18 protein-coding genes are annotated in these 19,681 nt (G+C 41.0%); 5 read left to right on the top strand and 13 right to left on the bottom strand.

The features are described 5' to 3' along the window. Nucleotides 1–118 precede the first annotated feature (118 nt). The 3 genes from tatC to tatA are packed head-to-tail and all read right to left on the bottom strand — an operon-like array spanning nucleotide 119 to nucleotide 1,596. Complete coding sequence (tatC, locus tag FTT94_RS12090; protein ID WP_180040549.1) at nucleotides 119–889, bottom strand: twin-arginine translocase subunit TatC; 771 nt, start codon at nucleotides 887–889, stop codon at nucleotides 119–121. Then, nucleotides 886–1,362, bottom strand: a complete 477-nt coding sequence (gene tatB / locus FTT94_RS16850) for a Sec-independent protein translocase protein TatB (protein WP_180170863.1) — start codon at nucleotides 1,360–1,362, stop codon at nucleotides 886–888. The genes tatC and tatB overlap by 4 nt, the downstream gene beginning before the upstream one ends. A 12-nt stretch (nucleotides 1,363–1,374) precedes the next feature. Continuing rightward, nucleotides 1,375–1,596, bottom strand: coding sequence for a Sec-independent protein translocase subunit TatA (gene tatA / locus FTT94_RS12080; RefSeq protein WP_078189673.1), 222 nt, complete (start codon nucleotides 1,594–1,596; stop codon nucleotides 1,375–1,377). A gap of 141 nt (nucleotides 1,597–1,737) precedes the next feature. On the opposite strand from tatA, the gene FTT94_RS12075 reads away from it, so the two are divergent. Further along, the gene (locus FTT94_RS12075; RefSeq protein WP_168377993.1) at nucleotides 1,738–2,619 is read left to right on the top strand and encodes a permease; all 882 of its coding nucleotides are present in this window, start codon (nucleotides 1,738–1,740) and stop codon (nucleotides 2,617–2,619) included. Nucleotides 2,620–2,655: 36 nt separating this feature from the next. On the opposite strand, the gene FTT94_RS12070 is transcribed toward FTT94_RS12075, so the two are convergent. From FTT94_RS12070 to FTT94_RS12025, 10 genes are all read right to left on the bottom strand, one after another. Continuing rightward, nucleotides 2,656–2,949, bottom strand: coding sequence for a hypothetical protein (locus tag FTT94_RS12070; protein ID WP_180170862.1), 294 nt, complete (start codon nucleotides 2,947–2,949; stop codon nucleotides 2,656–2,658). A gap of 65 nt (nucleotides 2,950–3,014) precedes the next feature. Further along, the gene (rdgB, locus tag FTT94_RS12065; protein ID WP_180055642.1) at nucleotides 3,015–3,638 is read right to left on the bottom strand and encodes an RdgB/HAM1 family non-canonical purine NTP pyrophosphatase; all 624 of its coding nucleotides are present in this window, start codon (nucleotides 3,636–3,638) and stop codon (nucleotides 3,015–3,017) included. Between the two features lie 103 nt (nucleotides 3,639–3,741). Then, nucleotides 3,742–4,332, bottom strand: coding sequence for a tetratricopeptide repeat protein (locus tag FTT94_RS12060; RefSeq protein ID WP_078189669.1), 591 nt, complete (start codon nucleotides 4,330–4,332; stop codon nucleotides 3,742–3,744). Next, on the bottom strand, nucleotides 4,329–4,922 hold the full coding sequence (gene metW, locus FTT94_RS12055; protein ID WP_067763682.1) for a methionine biosynthesis protein MetW: 594 nt from the start codon (nucleotides 4,920–4,922) through the stop codon (nucleotides 4,329–4,331). Before metW ends, FTT94_RS12060 begins: the two co-directional genes overlap by 4 nt. After that, nucleotides 4,922–6,082, bottom strand: coding sequence for a homoserine O-acetyltransferase (locus FTT94_RS12050; RefSeq protein WP_078189668.1), 1,161 nt, complete (start codon nucleotides 6,080–6,082; stop codon nucleotides 4,922–4,924). Before FTT94_RS12050 ends, metW begins: the two co-directional genes overlap by 1 nt. A gap of 104 nt (nucleotides 6,083–6,186) precedes the next feature. Next, nucleotides 6,187–7,884, bottom strand: coding sequence for a 2-isopropylmalate synthase (gene leuA / locus FTT94_RS12045; protein ID WP_111884051.1), 1,698 nt, complete (start codon nucleotides 7,882–7,884; stop codon nucleotides 6,187–6,189). Nucleotides 7,885–8,147: 263 nt separating this feature from the next. After that, nucleotides 8,148–9,248: an alpha-hydroxy acid oxidase gene (locus FTT94_RS12040; protein ID WP_180170861.1), complete on the bottom strand. Its 1,101-nt coding sequence runs from the start codon at nucleotides 9,246–9,248 to the stop codon at nucleotides 8,148–8,150. After that, nucleotides 9,245–9,928 (bottom strand): Fe2+-dependent dioxygenase, encoded by a 684-nt coding sequence (locus FTT94_RS12035; protein ID WP_180007181.1) that lies wholly within the window; start codon nucleotides 9,926–9,928, stop codon nucleotides 9,245–9,247. Before FTT94_RS12035 ends, FTT94_RS12040 begins: the two co-directional genes overlap by 4 nt. Nucleotides 9,929–10,025: 97 nt before the next feature. Then, nucleotides 10,026–12,323, bottom strand: coding sequence for a catecholate siderophore receptor Fiu (locus FTT94_RS12030; protein WP_180116701.1), 2,298 nt, complete (start codon nucleotides 12,321–12,323; stop codon nucleotides 10,026–10,028). 301 nt (nucleotides 12,324–12,624) lie between these two features. Then, nucleotides 12,625–14,835, bottom strand: coding sequence for a TonB-dependent receptor domain-containing protein (locus FTT94_RS12025; RefSeq protein WP_180170860.1), 2,211 nt, complete (start codon nucleotides 14,833–14,835; stop codon nucleotides 12,625–12,627). Nucleotides 14,836–15,107: 272 nt separating this feature from the next. On the opposite strand from FTT94_RS12025, the gene tig reads away from it, so the two are divergent. The 4 genes from tig (at nucleotide 15,108) to FTT94_RS12005 (ending at nucleotide 19,456) form a co-directional block, all read left to right on the top strand. Then, nucleotides 15,108–16,439, top strand: coding sequence for a trigger factor (gene tig / locus FTT94_RS12020; protein WP_180170859.1), 1,332 nt, complete (start codon nucleotides 15,108–15,110; stop codon nucleotides 16,437–16,439). A 194-nt stretch (nucleotides 16,440–16,633) separates the two neighbouring features. Continuing rightward, nucleotides 16,634–17,239, top strand: a complete 606-nt coding sequence (clpP, locus tag FTT94_RS12015) for an ATP-dependent Clp endopeptidase proteolytic subunit ClpP (protein WP_078189662.1) — start codon at nucleotides 16,634–16,636, stop codon at nucleotides 17,237–17,239. Between the two features lie 29 nt (nucleotides 17,240–17,268). Next, complete coding sequence (gene clpX, locus FTT94_RS12010; RefSeq protein ID WP_180170858.1) at nucleotides 17,269–18,579, top strand: ATP-dependent protease ATP-binding subunit ClpX; 1,311 nt, start codon at nucleotides 17,269–17,271, stop codon at nucleotides 18,577–18,579. 163 nt (nucleotides 18,580–18,742) lie between these two features. Next, the gene (locus tag FTT94_RS12005) at nucleotides 18,743–19,456 is read left to right on the top strand and encodes a DUF2846 domain-containing protein (RefSeq protein WP_180111322.1); all 714 of its coding nucleotides are present in this window, start codon (nucleotides 18,743–18,745) and stop codon (nucleotides 19,454–19,456) included. The last annotated feature ends 225 nt before the right edge of the window (nucleotides 19,457–19,681 follow it).

Raw genomic sequence — 19,681 nt, 5'->3', positions numbered from 1 at the left:
AGGCGTTTAGATTTCGCTGCATGTAAATTGCAAAACATTAAATGGGTGCATAAAAAAAAGAGGCTATCTCAGCCTCTTAGGTGTAAAACTCACCAAAATTGTCGAAACATATGTCTATTTAAGTTGCAGATGTACGTCGTTTTTCAATCAGCTTGCCAAAAAATAAACCTAGTTCAAACAGCATCCACATGGGTATGGCCAACATGATCATCGAAAGTGCATCGGGTGGCGTGGCAAACATGGCGACAAAAAAACAGCCAACGATAATAAAACGACGCTTCTCCACCAAGGTTTGAGTAGACACCACCCCGATCAAAATCAAAATTAATGTGATGATCGGAATCTCAAAGGTCAGTCCAAACACCAAAAAAAGCTTTAAGCAGAAACTTAAATAACTATTGATGTCCGTCATTGGGGCGACCGTTTCAGGGGAAACACTCATAAAAAAATGTAGGATGGATGGCAGGGCAACCCAATAGGCAAAGGCAATACCGGCATAGAAGAGGACGATACTGCCGAATAATAAGGGCATCGCCAAATGCCGCTCTTTTTCATACAGTGCAGGTTTGATGAAGGCCCAAAGTTGATAAATCACGAAAGGCATCGCGAGCATAAGCGCGACAAAGAAATTTAGCTTAAACGGCGCCATAAAGGTGGCGGTCACATCCGTTGCGATCATGGATGAGGTCATCGGCAACTGAGCACGCAGAGGCTCTGACATCAATTGATAGCTTTGATTGGCAAAGGGCAATAAACAAAAGAACAGAATCAAAATGAGCCCTGTAATTTTGATCAAATGCCGACGCAAAATCACCAAATGTTTGGTGATCGGCATTTCTTCCAAATCAGGCACAGTGTTCTGTGAATTATTCAGTGAAAGATCTGTCATACGGCCACCTGATATTCTGCTAATGCATCGGTCGAGCTTAATGCAGCAGATTGATCTGTTTTAATTTCGTGCTTTATTTTCATTTGGGGTGTAACCACGGCAAAGATCGTGCTCTGACCACGTTCGATGTACTGATAACGTGGAGATAAATTTTTATTGTCAGGTAGGACGGCTTCTTGTTGTTTTAGCGCAGTCTGTTCTATGGGATGTTGCGTTTGTTGCAATTCATTCATCTGAGCCTGCATACGCGCTTCGAGCTGTTGAATACGTTGCATTTCTTTTTGCATTTCTTCACGAAGTTCGGACATGCGAAGTTCACGGTCAATATCTGTTTGCACGTTACTGATCAGTCGTTTAACTTTCCCGTACCATTTACCTGCAAAGCGGATACCTTCAGGCAGTTTTTCTGGGCCGAGTACGATCAGCGCAATAATGCTGAACACCAGTAATTCGCTAATACCAATATTAAGCATTATGACAACCCCTTAGCTTTGAACTGAGGAATTGGTTTTATTTTGAGCTTCATGCTCTAGCGTGCGAGGCTCATTAAGCTGCGTATTTGCTGCGTCTTCATCACGCATCGATTTTTTGAAATCTTTGACCGCGCCGCCGACATCTTTACCCAAGTTTTTTAGCTTAGAGGTACCAAAGAGTAAAATCACCACAATTGCAAAAATCAGTACATGCCAAATCGATAGTCCAGCCATCTTGTTATCCTCTTGTTGGTTTGCACAACATTTCAGCAGTTGTAGATGACAGTGAAGTGACCAAGATGTTGCAGTTTAAAGACAGCCGCGAAGCTTATGTTCAGTGTTACTATGCATGGATTGAGCAGTGAGGGTGGTGTAGTGGCGTTTCTTCTTCCGATATTGGGTTTTTTAAGTGGCCTCGGATTGGCATCATTATCAGGAACCGCATCGCTCAAATCGATTTTTTCTAGCTTACTTGCACGCTGTTTTATTCCAGCCGTAATCATCTACAACATGGTGTTCTATCAAGCAGGCAGTTTAGCGCTGATGCTCTTTAGCTTTAGTGTTGCCGTGCTGATGTTTTATTTATTTCGCTGGCTGTTAAAAGATAGTTTACGTGCCTTGTGTGTCAGTTATTTGAACTTGGCTTGGCTGGGTTTTCCTTTTGCATTAGCACTGTTTGGCCCTGAAATTAGTGCAGCGATGGTGGCTCTGTATGTCGGTGGCTCTATCTTTGGCAATATGTGGGCCGTGACAGCCGTCAGTTCAGCCCAATTACCATGGTCGAGCGTGATGCAAAAAGTGGCGATGTCTCCCCCTGTATTTGCCTTGATGATTGCAGGCGTCTGTCGAATAGTTGGACTGCAGCATTTAGAAGAACATCAGATCTTAGATTGGCTCTATCAAGCTGCAAAAATTGGAATGAGTTTCACGGGGATGTGTGTCTTAGGCATGTGGCTGCGTCAAACCAAGGTACAATGGCGTGATCTGATTAACAGTAGTCGTATTTATGCGATGAAACTCACCGTTGGCGCGGTGATCTGTAGTTTGAGTTATGCCTTTCTTCCGATTCCCCAGATCGAGAAATATATTGGGGTGATGTTTATGCTGTTCTGCTTACCCCCTGCAGCGAATATTGTGGCTTTAGAAACGCATTATCAAGGAACAGGCACTTCGGCGCGTTATATTGCTTCAGGCACGATTATGAGCTGCATCGTCGTCAGTTTTTATGGGTTAATTTTGCATCTTTTTTCGCTTTAAAATGAAAAGTGAATTATAGATGCCCACAAAGGGTGACTACTTGAGCTGTTTTCGAATCTGCCAATCACGCACGAGGGCATATATCATCGCGATACCTATCAGGCCTGGAAATCCAACCTGACCTTGCGACAGATTAACCATGATCGACAGTACGATCAACACTGCAAAAATAGCGTAAGTGGTACGAAAGCCCGAGGTGAGCGGGTAGGTCAGTTGCGCATGGCAATGAGGGCAGCTTATTTTTTGAAAACCAAGAAAAGAGCGTGTCGGGATTTCAGTTGAAGTGTGATGACATGCGTTGCATATGATCTGTATCGGTTGAAGTGCCATAATTATTCTATTTTTATTCAGGGATTGGAGTTAATCTTTGGCATTAAGATTAACTCCAATTTAACTTATTTCAAACTTGCTTTAAATAATTTCATCGCTTGACCACGATGGCTAATTTTATTTTTTTCTTCTTTTGATAATTCAGCACTAGAAACATTCAGTTCAGGCAGCCAAAACAGTGGGTCATAGCCAAAGCCATTTTCACCACGTGCTGCTTCCATCACTTCACCGCGCCAAACCCCTTGGAAAATTTGTGGGAGTGGGTCTTCAGCATGTTGGACCAAAGCCAAGACACATACAAACATACCTTCGATTGCTTCACCCTCTTTACGGAGCGGTTTGAGGTCAGCAAGCAACTTGGCATTGTTAGCGGCATCATTGCCATGTTCACCTGCATAGCGCGCAGAGTAAATCCCCGGTGCGCCACCAAGCACAGGTACGCAAATGCCAGAATCATCTGCAATGGCTGGCTTGCCTGAAATTTTCGACGCATGACGCGCTTTGATAATGGCATTTTCAACAAAGCTTAGGCCGTCTTCGATGGCATCTTCTATGTTTAATTGACCTTGTGGAATCACTTCAACAGGAAGATTAAGCTCGGCAAACATTTTTTCAAATTCTGCAATTTTGCCTTTGTTATTACTTGCAAGCACTAAAGTGCCTTGAGATAACCAATCAGTTGAAGCCATGTGAATATTCACCATAAAACAAGATTTGAGGCTATTTTAACAAGATGCTGTGGTTGACAGGCAATAAAAAAGCACCCGAAGGTGCTTTTTAAGATTCAAAAACTTATTGTGCCTGAATCCATTTGTCCGCACGGTCACGTGCTTGACGAATTTGGTCTTGGCTTAAGTTGGCTGCCAATGCCGTTTTCTTACCTTCAGATAGGCTGATCACTTTGTTGTCGAGCATGCCATCACGGGTAGAAAGCTCATACCATTGGTATGCACCCATGTAGTTTTTCTTTTGCTCTTCCATCATGGCTAAGTTAAAGCTTGCGCGGTTATCACCACGGCTGGCTGCTTTTTCGAAATATTGACGAGCAAGCGCTTCATCTTTTTTAGTCCCAATGCCATCTGCAAGCATACGACCCACATTAAGCTGTGCTGCAGATAAACCTTGATCAGCAGCAGCCTTATACCATGCAAAAGCTTGACGTTCATCTTTGGCAACGTCTTTACCTTGTTGATATTTAGTGCCTAAGTAAAACTGAGCACCGGGCTGACCTGCTTTAGCAGCTTTACTTAAGCTGTGAATATCCATAATTGAATATTGTGCAGCTTGGCTAGAAACTGAAGATGATGGAGCAACATAATCCGCATGGGCTTGTATGCTAAAAAGTCCAATCAGTAGCGTCGTGCTTAATAATAATTTTTTCATAGAGCGCTCACTCGATAAATTGCGACTTCACCAAATAGATTTGGGAGACGTTTACTGAGTAAACTGTCTTGTTGATCCCCATTCACGGCAAGTCGGTTAATAATCCGGATGTTATTTTCAGCACACAGCGCTTCAAAATCACGGAAAGTACATAAATGAATATTGGGCGTGTTATACCACATATAGGGTAACGCGTCTGAAACAGGCATCATTCCTTTTAATGCAAGGAAAGAACGAGTCTTCCAATGTGCAAAGTTTGGAAAGGTAATAATGGCCTGTTTCCCCACACGCACCATGTCTCTTAAAAGAACGTCTGGTGCATCTACAGCTTGCAAGGCTTGTGCCATAACCACATAGTCAAAAGACTGGTCGGCAAAGCGACTTAAACCTAAGTTCAAGTCCTGTTGGATGATATTTAACCCGCGACTGACCGCAATTGCAATCTTTTCTTGATCAATTTCTAAGCCATATGCACGAATATTGTGCTTTTTGCTCATATGTGCAAGCAGTTCACCGTCACCACACCCTAAATCGAGTACGCTTGAATCTGGTTTAATCCAACGTTCAGCCAGTTGATGATCAATACGCATTAGTTGGTCTCCTTCGGTGTTTCTTGCAGGTGTTTTACACCGCCTAGGAATGCACGTAAGCTTTTCACATATAACGGAATCGGGAACAAGAAAGAGTCATGACCTTGTTCAGCATCAATATCCACATAGCTCACAGGCTTATGATTACTAATTAATGCATCTACAATTTCTTGCGAACGAGCAGGGGTAAAACGCCAGTCCGTTGTAAATGAAACAACTAAAAATTGACACTTGGTTTTAGACATCGCGGTTTTTAATGATTGCTCATATTCACGTGATGGATCGAAATAATCTAAAGCCTTGGTCATGATCAAATAGGTATTGGCATCAAAGTTACGGCTAAATTGCTCACCTTGATAACGCAAATAACTTTCGACTTGGAATTCGACGTCAAAGCCATACATAAATTTACCTGACTTTAAGTCACGGCCAAATTTTTGTTTCATGGCCTCTTCAGAGAGGTAAGTGATATGACCGACCATACGGGCCAAGATCAAACCACGCTTAGGATAACTGTCATTTTCTAAATAGCGACCATCATGGAAATCTGGGTCAGACAAAATCGACTGACGTGCCACTTCGTTAAAGGCAATGTTTTGCGCAGACAGTTTAGGTGTGCTGGCAATAATCACGCACTTTTGTAAACGATCTGGATAGTCCACAGACCATTGTAGAGCTTGCATGCCCCCTAAAGAGCCGCCAATCACCGCATACCACTGCTGAATCTCTAAACGATCAGACAACATGGCTTGGGTTTTGACCCAGTCACGGACAGTCACTAATGGGAAATCAGGACCATAAGGGCGATTGTCATTTTCAGGATTTGGAGAGGTCGGTCCAGTAGAGCCGCTACAGCCGCCAATATTATTTAGTGCTACGACAAAGAATTTTGACGTATCAATGGCTTTGCCTGGTCCAATACATGCGTCCCACCAACCCGGCTTACGGTCATCTTCATGATGATAACCTGCTGCATGGTGATGGCCTGACAGTGCATGACAAATCAAAATTGCATTGGATTTGTCTGCATTCAGTTCGCCATAAGTTTCAACTATGAGCTCAAAACGTGGGAGTATGCGATCGCATTCGAGCTCTAACGGCTCTTCAAAAATAAACTTTTGTGGGGTAACTAAGCCCACTGAGTCAGCTGGAAAAGACACAGGAATAATTCGCCTTAAATCTTTAGTATGAATAATAAAAGGATACCACTTGAGGGTATCCTTCTAAAGTCATTTTATTGCTATTTGATATTTATAGCATTGAATTAGACTGCAGCAGCAATCACTTGTTCAGTACTCAAAACACCTTGTTCAATTAAACGGTTAGTGCTGGCAATAATCGCTTCGATGGATGCAGTCACGATATTGTCATGTACACCTGCGCCGAATGCAGACTTGCCTGTGCCTTTCACTTGAAGCTCAATCAACGCCAAGGCTTTGGCATGCGCGCCTGAACTGATGCTGCGTTCTTCATAGTTCAAGACATCAATCGGCAACTGCAATGCATTTAAGATAGCAGAAATTGGGCCGTTGCCTTCACCACGTAATTGCTGGATCTCACCGTTCACCTCGACATCAAGCTCAATGACTTGTTTGCCATTTTCATCATGTAAGCGGTAGTTTTTCGCCGCATAATGCGTGTCTTTGGCAGCCACATACGTGTCTTTAAATAAAGACCAGATTGCTTGCGCAGAAATCTCGGTACCGTCTTCATCTGTTTTTTGCTGTACGATTTGCGAGAACTCAATTTGAATACGACGAGGCAACACCACGTTGTAATTTGATTCTAACAAGTACGCAATACCGCCTTTACCAGACTGTGAGTTGACACGAATCACGGCATCATAGTCGCGGCCCAAGTCTTTCGGGTCGATTGGCAAATAAGGCATATCCCACATTTCTTCGTTCTTTTGGAACTCGAAACCTTTTTTAATGGCATCTTGGTGTGAACCAGAGAACGCGGTGAAGACCAAATCACCAGCATACGGATGACGAGGGTGTACCGGCAAGCCTGTGCATTCTTCAATGATTGAAATGATTTCGTTAATGTTTGAGAAATCTAAGTTTGGCGCAACACCTTGGGTATACATGTTCAATGCAATCGCTGCAACGTCTACGTTACCTGTACGTTCACCATTACCAAACACACAACCTTCGACGCGGTCAGCACCAGCCATAATCGCCAACTCAGAAGCGGCAATACCACAGCCACGGTCGTTATGACAGTGCACAGAAATAATCACACCGTCACGGCGCTGAATATTACGGTGCATCCATTCCACTTGGTCTGCATAGACGTTTGGACCAGAAACTTCAACCGTTGCAGGCAAATTTAAAATCACTTTGTTCTCTGGAGATGCTTCCCAAATTTCAGTGACCGCATCACAGACATCTTTAGCCACTTCTAATTCTGTTGCAGTAAAACACTCTGGACTGTATTGGAATACAAATTCAGTTTCAGGCTGTTTTGCAGCGTATTCTTTGACTTTCGTTGCAGCGTTAATCGCTAATTGTTTTGCACCAGCAACATCAACATTCAACACTTTATTGCGGAAGGTTGGAGAATTTGAGTTGTAGATATGCACGATGGCACGTTTTGCACCTTGTAATGATTCAAATGTACGTTGAATCAAATGATCACGTGCTTGAACCAAAACTTCGATGTACACATCATCAGGAATATGACCGCCTTCGATCAACAAACGAGTGAAATCAAAGTCGATTTGTGATGCAGAAGGGAAGCCGATTTCAATGTGTTTGAAACCAATTTTCACAAGCATTTGGAACATTTTGAACTTTTGTTCAATGTTCATTGGCTCGAAGATCGCTTGGTTACCGTCACGAAGGTCGGTACTCATCCAGATCGGCGCTTTATTGATTTCGTTATTTGGCCATTGACGGTCTGGTAAGTCTACACGTTGGTACATGCGACGGTATTTTTTGCTTGGATCTGCCAACATCATGTGAAAACTCCTTATAGTACCGTGGATAAATGTCGTGGATAAACGGCAAGGTACTACTTATATAGATTGTGTCTATTCTAGCAATTTACAAGTTTAATTTCGGAGTCTTTAGCCGAAAGTCGAAATAAATCTGTAAAGATTCACATGACTTAGCTTTACCGTAAGCTCGTAAATGTATAACTAAATATTAGTCCATATATTCCGGAAATAATTTCCTATTTTTGCGTCAAGATGCCATTACTGGAAAATATTTTTCTATAAAATTAGCTTTTTTGAAAAATATAATCTTTATTAATCTCATCGACGGTGGCTGTTCCCATCAATGCCATCGTAATCTCAAATTCTTCTTTCAGTATTTTGAGTACATGTGCAACGCCTAAAGCACCCGCAGTCGCTAAACCATAAATGCAGGGACGGCCGACTAATACGGCAGATGCACCCAAGGCTATCGCTTTAAACACATCTGAACCACGACGAATACCACCATCATATAAAACTGGGAAATCCAGAGGCACAACTTTTTTAATCAGTTCTAAGGCGGTGAGAGGGGAAATGCAACCGTCCAGTACGCGCCCACCATGATTCGACACAATAATGCCTTGTACACCGTGTTGCAGGGCAAGTTCAGCATCATGTGGACTGACAATGCCCTTTAAAATAATCGGTAATGAGGTGTTTTGACTGAGCCAAAGGATATCCGCCCATGTCGGCGCGATTTTCATCAGACCTTGAAATAATGGGTGTTCATTTTGCTTGCTTTGAGGTTGTTGAATAAAATGATGAGGCTGAGGTTCATACTTAGGAAGTTCAAAAAACGCATGTCTCTCTCGGTCACGAATTCCTGAATGTGGAGAATCAACGGTCACCACAATCGCTTTAAAACCATGTGCTTCTGCCATTTTGACCAGTGATAATGACTTTTCGCGCTCACCTTGCCAATACAATTGGAACCATTTGAATGGATTGCCCTGCTTTAACTCACGCATATCTGTATTGGTAAACGTACTGAGGATCATATTGCTGCCAAGGACTTCGGCGGCGAGGGCTGTTGCAGCTTCAGCATCAGGATGAAATTGTTGTTGATGTCCGATCGGGGCAACAAAAATAGGGTGCGGAAAGCGCTGTCCTAATATCTCAATTTGGGTATGACCTTGGGTCAGATCTTTCAGCATACGTGGTAGCAGTTGTATCTGTTCAAACTGAGACAAATTGCCACGTACACTGTGTTCATCCATAGAACCACCTTGTAAGTATTGCCACACCATGTGCGAGAGGTGTAGTTCAGCCTGCTTTTCGTAATCAGCTATGGTTTGCAAATGGGCAGGAATCTGAGTCAGTGGTTGTAATGGTAAATGTTGACTCATAGAACTGCCCATTGACGTAGAAGATTATGGTAGTGATTCGTCAGTTGTAGAATTTCTTTGCTATCACCTAAATTTTGTCGTAATTGCATAATGGTCTGATCTAAATTAAAAAGCATGCTTCTTTGCCAATCATCTTTGACCATGCTTTGTACCCAAGTACAAGCTGCTATACGGGAGCCTGAAGTCACAGGTTCAACACGATGTAGACTGGTCGCTGGATAAATAATTGCATCGCCAGCATCTAACTTAACTTCATGTTCACCATAAGTATCCTCAATGATCAGTTCACCACCTTCATATTCATCGGGTTCTGATAAAAAAATGGTCATTGAGACATCTGTACGCACAGTTATATTTTTTTCATGATAGTAATGGATTGCATTATCGACATGATTACCGTAGTGACCGGTATCTTGGTAGCAATTGAAAAGCGGAGGCAAGATTTCTTTAGGTAATGCAAAAGATTGAATGAGCAGACTTTCTTTAATTTGCGGTAATACTTGCTGACTTAACTGCTGATAGAGCTGACTGTTTGAATTGATTTGTAAATTTTTTTTGATGTTTTGAGCTTGTGCTCCGGCCGAACTTTTTCCTGAAACCCACTGATTATCTTGGTTCATCGCTTGTCTGATGCTTTGAACGTGTTGCTTTGAAAGGACATGAGGGACATGAAGAAGCATAATTTAACCTTAATCTAATTTTAATCAAATCTACATAAGATAAGCATAAATAAAAAAGCCTTAATACAAGATTAAGGCTTTTTTTAGAATATTTAATTTAGAACTTAAAATTAAATGTTAAGCGATAGTTACGTTCAGCACCTGCGATGTAACGTAATCCACCACGGTTGATGCTGTTAATGTAGTCTTCATCAAATAAATTGTTGATGTTGAATTGAATCCCTACATTTGGTGTTGCTTGGTAACTAACCATTGAGTCAAATACCCAGTAGTCAGGGATGACAGCAGGACCGACCTGATTGCCATCTTTGTTTTTAGTCATTTCACCATTGTAACGCGCGCCGCTACCAATGCTCCATTTATCCATATTGTAGGTCGTCCACAATGTGAATGCATCAGAAGGCGTAAATGGCATATTACTTGAACCATCTGCTGAAACTTGCTGGTTACTCGCAGCTTGGGTTACATTTTTAATGTCTGTTTTTTGATGTGTATAACCAGCAATAACTTGCCAATTGTCATTTAAGTTACCAATCACGCCAAGTTCAACACCTTTAACTGATTTTTCACCAGTTTGGTAGTATTCTTCACCATCTTTTTCCAACTCATTTGTGAGTTCAGTTTGGAAAAGTGCACCTGTTAAGAGTAAACGGTTGTCAAAAAATTCCCATTTAGCACCAACTTCAATGGTTTCAATTTCTTGAGGATCAAGATCTAAGTTATTGTTACTGCTTGCTGAACCAGATGGGGCAAATGCATTGGCATTACCAATACCGTCACCACCTGTAATAGTACCCGGTGCTTGTTGTTGGATGGCGTAGTTAGCATACAAGCTACCGTTTTCAGTTGGTTTATATAGTGCCCCAACTTTCCAGTTGAATAGGTTGCCGTCATCTTTAAAGCTTTGTGCAACATAATTTGCCGGTTGACCTGAAGCAGCCGTATTCACAAATGTATCGGCATCAAGTTTATAACGATCTAGACGAACGCCACCATTCACAGAAAATTGTGGTGAAATTTCAATAGTATCGAAGGCAAAAATAGAGTAGGTATCCATTTGAGCTTCAGAATCACCATTACCATTGGTATTTCTGACTAAAGCGGTATGTACAGTGCCTTGTGGGTTATACAATGAACTTGTACCGGTAACTGTAGCAGTCCAACCACGCGTTTTCATTTCTTCACGTGTAAATTCAACGCCTGTGCTGACATCATGTTTTAAGCGGCCAGTATTGAAACTTGTAACCAAGCTAGTTTGGTTAGTCATAATTTCATTTTCAGAATCACTATTATTTGCACTGCCTGAAACGCGCATTGCAGATGCATCATTTGGATTCGTAGGATTTGTAGTCGTATAAGAATTACCAGAGAAGGTGGTTAAATATTGATGCTCTGTTTTGCCCCAACGAGAGGTATTTTTGATTTTCGTATTTTCTGATAAATCATACTCTAAACGAGCAGTTGCCATGTCTGCAGTGACATCATCAAAATCTTCAGGTGCACCATAATAATTTGATGTATCCACTGGGTGAGAATTCAAATAACCAGCAAGATTTGAAAAGTCAGTTCGACTACCAGCACTTTTAGCCGCATCAAAACCAGGTAAACCAACGGTTGGTATACCGCCATCCAAGACATTATCTTGTTCAATATGTAGATAGTCTAAGAAAAGGCGAAGATCTGTGCCTAAACCAAAGCCGGCTGAAAGTGCAGCAGCCCATTTTTCATTTGTAACGCCGTCACGACCAATACCGTCTGAGTTTTCACCCATGGCATTAAAACGGATGGCAGTTGTATCGCTTATTGCTTTATTGATATCAGCAGTCGCTCGGTAATATTCATCTGAGCCGAAACCAAGAGTTGCATTGTTAGCGTCTTGAAGTTTTGCTTCTTTTGTTGATAAATTAATTGAACCTGAGGCAGCTGTACGACCATTATCTGTACCAGCAGGGCCTTTAAATACTTCAATTTGTTCGTAATTAAACATGTCTCGAGTAACGTTACCCAAGTCACGTACTCCATCGATGAAGATACTATTTGCTGTATCAAATCCACGCATGGTAACAGCATCACCAGTATTCATTCGTCCGTTTTCACCTAGGGAGAATGTGCCGACACCAGGAACGTTTCGAAGTGCTTCTGTTAGGGTCGTTGCATTTTGTTCTTTTAATACTTTCTCAGGGATAATGGCCATAGTCTGAGTCGTATTTAGTTGAGATTGCGTAAACTTATCTGAAGACGCTTTTTCTACTTTATAATTCTCTTTATTTACAGTTTGATTAATCGTCTCGAGTTGGACAGCTTTTTCTTCAGCCATTACATTGCCTGCAATGATTGAAAGTGATGAAGCAATCGCTGTAGAAACAATTTTCTTACGTGTTTTAATGAAGGCCATTTCGAACCCGATTCGGAGTAGTGAATTTGTATGCGAATAATAATGATTCTTATTTGTTCTTACATCTTTATGTAATTGTTATTCACGATAAATAATCGTATCGTGATAGCCCTATTTAATGTAATGATATAACAAGTATTAATTAAGTATCTGTTTTTTATTAAGTATTGATAAAACATATTATTGGTTTGTAATTGATTGAGATTACAAATATAGCCATGATTGTGAATTAAATAAGAATAAATCGTAAATTGTTGATGCAAAAAAACCTGCCGAAGCAGGTTTTTTTATAAAGTGTTATTTAGAATTTAAAGGTTGTACTTAATTGTACGCGGCGGCCTTCTTGAGTATTGCTATAATGGTTGTAATAGCTATTTGCGACTTTCTCGTAATCGTTAAAGTTTTTATCAAATATATTGTACAGAGCAACACCTATATCCCAGTTTGGCGTTACATTAAAGTTTGAACCGACGTGTAATAATGCGTATTCCTTGTAGTCACCTAGGGCGTCATAAACCTGTTGATTCGCTACAGTTAGATTGTCATAGGTTGAGGTGAAACGTGCACGTTCACTTCGATACTCACCACGCGCCCATAAATTCACAAAGTCAGCAGCTTGCCATTTAAGCGACGCATTGACCATGTGTTCTGGTGTGTCATTAAGTACAGGATTGCCTAAACTGCTATCTTTAATTTCAGTTTCAGTCCAAGTGTAGTTCAGTCCAAATTTCCAATTGTCGGCAAATGCCCAGTTTAAACCAGCTTCAATACCATAAACTTCAGCTTCTTCGGCATTCACAGGACGAGTCACATTCCATGAATCTGGTTTGCCACGGTTATAATCCATCACCCACGGCGTTCCCACCGATGCCATGAATGCTTCACAGTCCGCTTTAGACCAATTAATACCCGAAGTTGTTGTGTTATCAGTATTACAGCTAATTTCTTTATTGCCCGTCATAATTTTATCTTCAATTTGGCTAAAGAAAGCTGTTACGTTGAAGTCAAAATTATTATTGGTAGAAAAGTATGTACCAAACTCAAAGTTCTTGCTGGTTTCAGGTTTTAGATTTGGGTTGCCAAAAGTTGGTGTACGACCCTGACCACTGACATTGACCACACCATCAGTTAAACGTTCTAAACGTGGGGCTTTATAACCTTCACTATATCCGCCTTTGAAGGTCCAGTTTTCATTTGCATTCCATACCAAATATGCACGTGGTGTCCAAAAGTCACCAAACGTATCGTGGTCGTCATAACGAAGACCAAGTGTTAATGCAAGATTGTCGTTCAGCGACCAAGTATCTTCGGCGAATAGACCCAATTGCTCAAAAGAAACTTCTTTTTTTACACGTAAACCATCACTGATACTGGCTTCCCACCATTGACCGCCTAGAGTAATACGGTGGTCTTCAAAATGTTGAGTGGTAAATTTAGTATCAAAAATCGTATCTTCACTTTCTAACACACGAGGAGTGATGGCTGTTGACATTCCTTGTGCACGTGCAGGAATTAAACGTCCAACCGTTTCTGTTTGAGTATTGATAATACTTGACTCAAGTTTGCCAATAGCATTATTCCAAGTATGTGCGAGGATCATTTTCTCACGGTTATATTCTTGAGCATCACCATAACCACCATTTGTGCCAAGCGTCCCTAATTGACCTTTACTATTGTCATACCATTGTTCAGTTTTTTCATATTCAACTGAAATATCATGGTCGCTGTGCGGTGTCAGGGTTAAGCGAGCACCGATAGTTTCTAGATCTGATTTAGTTGGGCTATTTCCGCCACTAAGTTCAGCACCAGTATCATCGTCATCACTACGTATTAAATCTGATTGATCACGTTCCGCTTTACGTGCACGGATTTGTAAGCCCAATAAATCTTGAATGATTGGCCCTGTTAAAAATGCATCGACAGCGCGTTGGTTACCAAAGTCTGAGTGATTTGGCAGCACTGTCCCTTCTAACGTGACCGAACCTGTCCATTCTGGTGAAACTTTTTTGGTAATGATATTTACTACACCACCAATTGCATCAGAACCATATAAAGTGGAAGCTGGTCCGCGGATGACTTCGATGCGTTGGATAGCCGAAACAGGGGGGATAAAACTATTATTCGACTCACCAAATCCGTTAGGGGCAATGTCACCTGTACTATTTTGTCGGCGGCCATCAATTAAAACTAAGGTATATTCGGCGTCCATACCACGAATACGAATATTTAATCCACCGGTTTTCCCTGCTGTAGGGCTAACATCGACACCTTCTACATCACTTAATGCATCTGCAACGGATGTAATTCGTTTATTTTTTAAGTCTTCAGCCGTAATCACAGTAATTGAAGCAGGAGCATTCTTGATCTTTTGTTCAAAGCCCGCTGCAGAAACAACAATGGTTTCCATCTGTTGAGCTTGAGATTCAGTCGTTTCAGCATGTGCGAAACTCGTAGTAGTTACAATTGCCCCAAATAAAGCAGCGGAAAGAGGGTTGAGATTAAATTTACTCATAAAAGAATTCCAAATATGGACAAGATAAATATATGAAAATAAATTAAAAAAATATCATTAAGAATAATAGTGAGAAAGTTTCTCATTTTCAATGGTGAATTAAAAAATAATCAATATTTCTTCGAAAAAAGCTGAAAAATTCTAAAAATAAGAAGGGCATCCATGCCTGAATTTATAGTGTTATAATCCATTTTTGTATATCTTTAATTGTTGTCATATAATGTGGCACTTTTTTTTAAAACTGTTTTAACTAACAAATTATCGAGGAAGCCATGCAAGTAACTTCTGAAGCGGTTTCGGGCGTTGCCCGTCGTTTAAATGTATCTGTACCGACGAGCCGTATTAACGAGCAGTTTGAAGCTCGCTTGAAACGCACTGCCAAAACTGTGAAGATCAACGGCTTCCGTCCAGGTAAAGTACCTGTAAACGTTGTTCGTCGTGAATACGGTGCTGGTATCTATCAAGAAGTTGTAAACGACATCATTCGTGACACAGTATTCGAAGCGATCCAACAAGAAAAAATCAATGCTGTTGGTATGCCAAACATTGAAAAAACTGAAATGAAAGATGATGCTTTAGTTTATGAAGCAACTGTAGAAGTTTATCCAGAAGTTGAAGTTAAGTTCGAAGGCCTAGAAGTTGAACGTAAAGCAACTTCAGTTGACGACAAAGACGTTGAGAAGATGATTGAAAATCTTCAAAAACAACGTGCTTCATGGGCTGAAACTAAAGGCATGGCTAAAAAAGACATGCAAGTAACTTTCGACTTTGAAGGTACTGTTGATGGCGAGAAGTTTGAAGGCGGCGCTGCTGAAGACTTTAAACTCGTACTTGGTTCTGGTCGTATGATCCCTGGCTTCGAAGACGGCATCGTTGGGATGAAGAAAGGCGAAGAGAAAGTTATCGATGTAACTTTCCCTGAAGACTACCAAGCTGAAAACCTTGCTGGTAAAGCTGCTCAGTTCAAAATCACTGTTAAGCTTGTTGAAAAACAAAAACTTCCAGAAGTTGATGCTGAATTCTTAAAAATCTTCGGTCTAACTGAAGAAGAAGGCGTTGAAAAACTGAAAGCTGACGTTCGTAAAAACATGGAACGTGAAGTGAAAAACGGTCTTCGTAACCAAGTGAAAGGTGCAACTTTTGATGCACTTGTAGCTGCAAACGAAGTAGAACTTCCAGAAGCAATGGTTGCTCAAGAAATTGACCGTCAACGTCAACAAATGATCCAACAATTCACTCAACAGTTTGGTGCTCAAGGCGCTAAAGCGTTTGATTCAAGCATGCTTCCAGATGACCTATTCAAAGAGCAAGCTGAAAAATCAGTTAAACTTGGCGTATTAGTCAGCAAAGTATTAGCTGATGCTAAACTTGAAGTTGATGCTGCACGTGTTGATGCTTACATCGAAGACATGGCTTCTTCTTACGAAGATCCTAAAGAAGTGATTGAATACTTCAACAACGATAAACAGCAACGCGCTCAAATCGAAGCTGTTATTCTTGAAGACCAAGTTGTAGATCACATCTTAGCTTCTGCTAAAGTAACGGATACAACTGTGAGCTATGAAGACTTATTGAAAGAGCAACAAGCTCGTCAACAAGGCTAATTTCTAGCTTTCAAAAAAAGGCGCGTTAAGCGCCTTTTTTTATCGAATTTTGCCCCCAAATAAGTTGTCCTGATTTCACAATGCTTATGAAAAAAATATCTGTTATTTAATTGGGAATCTTTTGCAATTTCGACAAATATCCCTCATATTGTGAATTATGGGTTGAGTCAGAAAAATTTAGGAATAAATAACGTATGTATGTTCCAACAATTGAAAACGCACTAGTGCCAATGGTGGTAGAACAGTCATCTCGTGGCGAGCGTTCTTTTGATATTTATTCACGCCTTTTGCGTGAACGTGTGATTTTTTTAACCGGTGAAGTTGAAGACAACATGGCAAATTTGATTGTTGCCCAAATGTTGTTCTTAGAAGCAGAAAACCCAGATAAAGATATTCATTTATATATCAACTCACCAGGCGGTTCGGTTACTGCAGGTATGGCGATTTACGATACCATGCAATTTATTAAACCTGATGTTGTGACTTACTGCATGGGGCAAGCAGCATCGATGGGTGCATTCCTGCTTAACGCCGGTGCTAAAGGCAAACGTTACTGTCTTGAAAATGCCCGTGTCATGATTCACCAACCACTCGGTGGTTTCCGAGGTCAGGCATCTGACATTGAAATTCATGCACGTGAAATTCTATTCATTAAAGAACGTTTAAACCGTTTGATGGCAGAGCATAGTGGTCAAGACTACGATACTGTTGCTCGAGATACTGACCGTGACAACTTTATGACAGCGCAAGCTGCAAAAGAATACGGTCTTGTGGACGAAGTTTTATCTAAACGTCCATAAGTTTTAAAGAATTAATTATTGGAGTGAATATGTCCGAACATCCTCAAGGACAAAAGCATTGTTCATTTTGCGGTAAAACGCAGTCTGAAGTCGGGAAACTGATTGCAGGTGAGGACGCGTACATCTGTAATGAGTGTGTGGACGTATGTCTTGACCTAGTTCAGACCAGTCAGCAAGTTGAATCAAATGACTGGGCAACTCGTCCTTTACCAAAACCGCATGAAATCCGTGCTGCGCTTGACCAATATGTGATTGGGCAAGATGTTGCGAAAAAGACCCTCTCTGTTGCGGTATATAACCACTATAAACGCCTAAAAGTTGGCACCAGTGGTAAAAAACCAGAAGACGGTGTAGAGATTTCGAAAAGTAACATCATGTTGGTTGGACCAACAGGTTCAGGTAAAACACTGCTTGCTCAGACACTTGCGCGCCTTTTAGATGTGCCATTTGCGATGGCAGATGCAACGACTTTAACTGAAGCCGGTTATGTGGGTGAAGACGTAGAGAACATTGTTCAAAAACTCCTTCAAAAAGCCGATTACGATGTAGAAAAAGCGCAAAAGGGCATTATCTATATCGATGAAATCGACAAAATTACTCGTAAGTCTGAAAACCCATCTATTACTCGTGATGTATCGGGTGAAGGTGTTCAGCAAGCGTTATTGAAAATGATCGAAGGTACGGTTGCGTCGATTCCGCCTCAAGGTGGTCGTAAGCATCCGCAGCAAGAATTTATCCAAATTGATACTTCAAACATCCTGTTTATCTGTGGTGGTGCATTCTCTGGCCTAGAGAAAATCGTACAGCAGCGTCAGGAAAAAGGTGGTATTGGCTTTACGGCTGAAGTGCGTAAGAAAGATGAAACTAAAAAATTATCTGACTTATTCCGCCAAGTTGAAGCGACAGATTTGGTTAAATTCGGTCTGATTCCTGAATTTATTGGTCGTTTACCTGTGATTGCTACCTTGGAAGAACTGGACGAAGAAGCATTGATGCAGATTCTGACAGAACCAAAAAATGCATTGACACGTCAATACCAATATTTATTTGAAATGGAAAATGTTGACCTCGTATTTGAAGACTCAGCATTACGTGCCGTGGCTAAAAAAGCCCTTGACCGTAATACGGGTGCGCGTGGTCTACGTTCGATTTTAGAAAATTCATTGCTTGAAACGATGTATGACCTACCAAGTCGTTCAGATGTGGGTACGGTTGTCGTCAATGAAGCGGTGATTAATGGTGAAGCGGAACCTGAATTTAAATTAGAACGTCAACCAAAGAAAACTGAAGAAGCTGCGCCGAAGTCAGATTTAAAAGTTGTAAACTCTAAATCTGCTTAAGCGCTATTCGTCTGAAACGTGTGTAAATCCAAGATTTGCACACGTTTTTTATTTCCAAAAATAAAAGCAGAATGTTAATCTCAGCAGGATGGCGTGGATGCCTGAATGTAAAAAACTGAAAACAAAAGTGTAAAAATAAAAAAAGACGCAGTGAGGGATAATCATGCGTGGAGTTGCAATTCTACTTTTAAGCAGTGTAGCGCTGCTGGGTTGTCATGGAAAATCAGCCGTTGAGCAAACGTCATTGGCTTCAACATTAAAGCCCGTGGATCCTGAAAGTACACCGGGCCATATTGAACAATATCGATTGGGTATGTTTACCATTGGTGGTTGGGTCAATCAGAAACAAGGCCGACATTTTCAAGAAGTGAAAGCTCAACATGATCAAGCAGCGATCGTGTATTTATATCGTCCAGACAGTAAATGGAACCGTCAAGAAATTGTGGCCAGCAGCTTATTTCTGAACAGTGAGCGTATTCCAAGTTTATTGAATAATCATTATTACTGGGTGGAGTTACCGGCAGGGAATTACCGCTTATCATCGAGTCGCCCTTTGGGGGTGAATCATTTTCAAAAGCCTAAATATTTAGACTTTGATGTTGAAGCAGGTCAATCCTATTTCATCAAATATGATGAAGAGAATTTATCCAGTAAAAGAACGGTTTCAGGGCCATTGCTGCTCATGCCTGAAAAAATTGGTCGAAATGAAATCGCATTTACAGAGTTGAAATCCAACAGTTTTAACTTTGTGGCAGAAGATCAAAACACTGGAAAAGTGCGGAAAAGTGCGCAGAAGTTGAAGGCACCTCATTATGATCCTGCGGAAGATGTGCAGTTGACCAAGCCTTTTAAACTGTGGAATCCATTAACTTGGTAATGTAATTAGCCGTTGTTTTTAGTGTGTGAAAGCATTAAATAGCGAATGTCATTCGACAGACAGTCTAAATATTGACAATAAAAAAGCACCCGATGGGGCACTGCTGTCCCATAGTTTGCTTTAAATAAAAAAACCTGAGTCCTAACAGTTAAAATATGAGTGCAAACAAACACTTTAACGACCAGGATTCAGGTTTTGTCACATCAGAATACCGTATTTCATGAG

The sequence above is a fragment of the Acinetobacter sp. YH12027 genome (assembly GCF_013420085.1).
In the GTDB taxonomy this organism is placed as follows: Bacteria; Pseudomonadota; Gammaproteobacteria; order Pseudomonadales; family Moraxellaceae; genus Acinetobacter; species Acinetobacter amyesii.
This window is presented reverse-complemented; position numbering and strand designations above follow the sequence as displayed.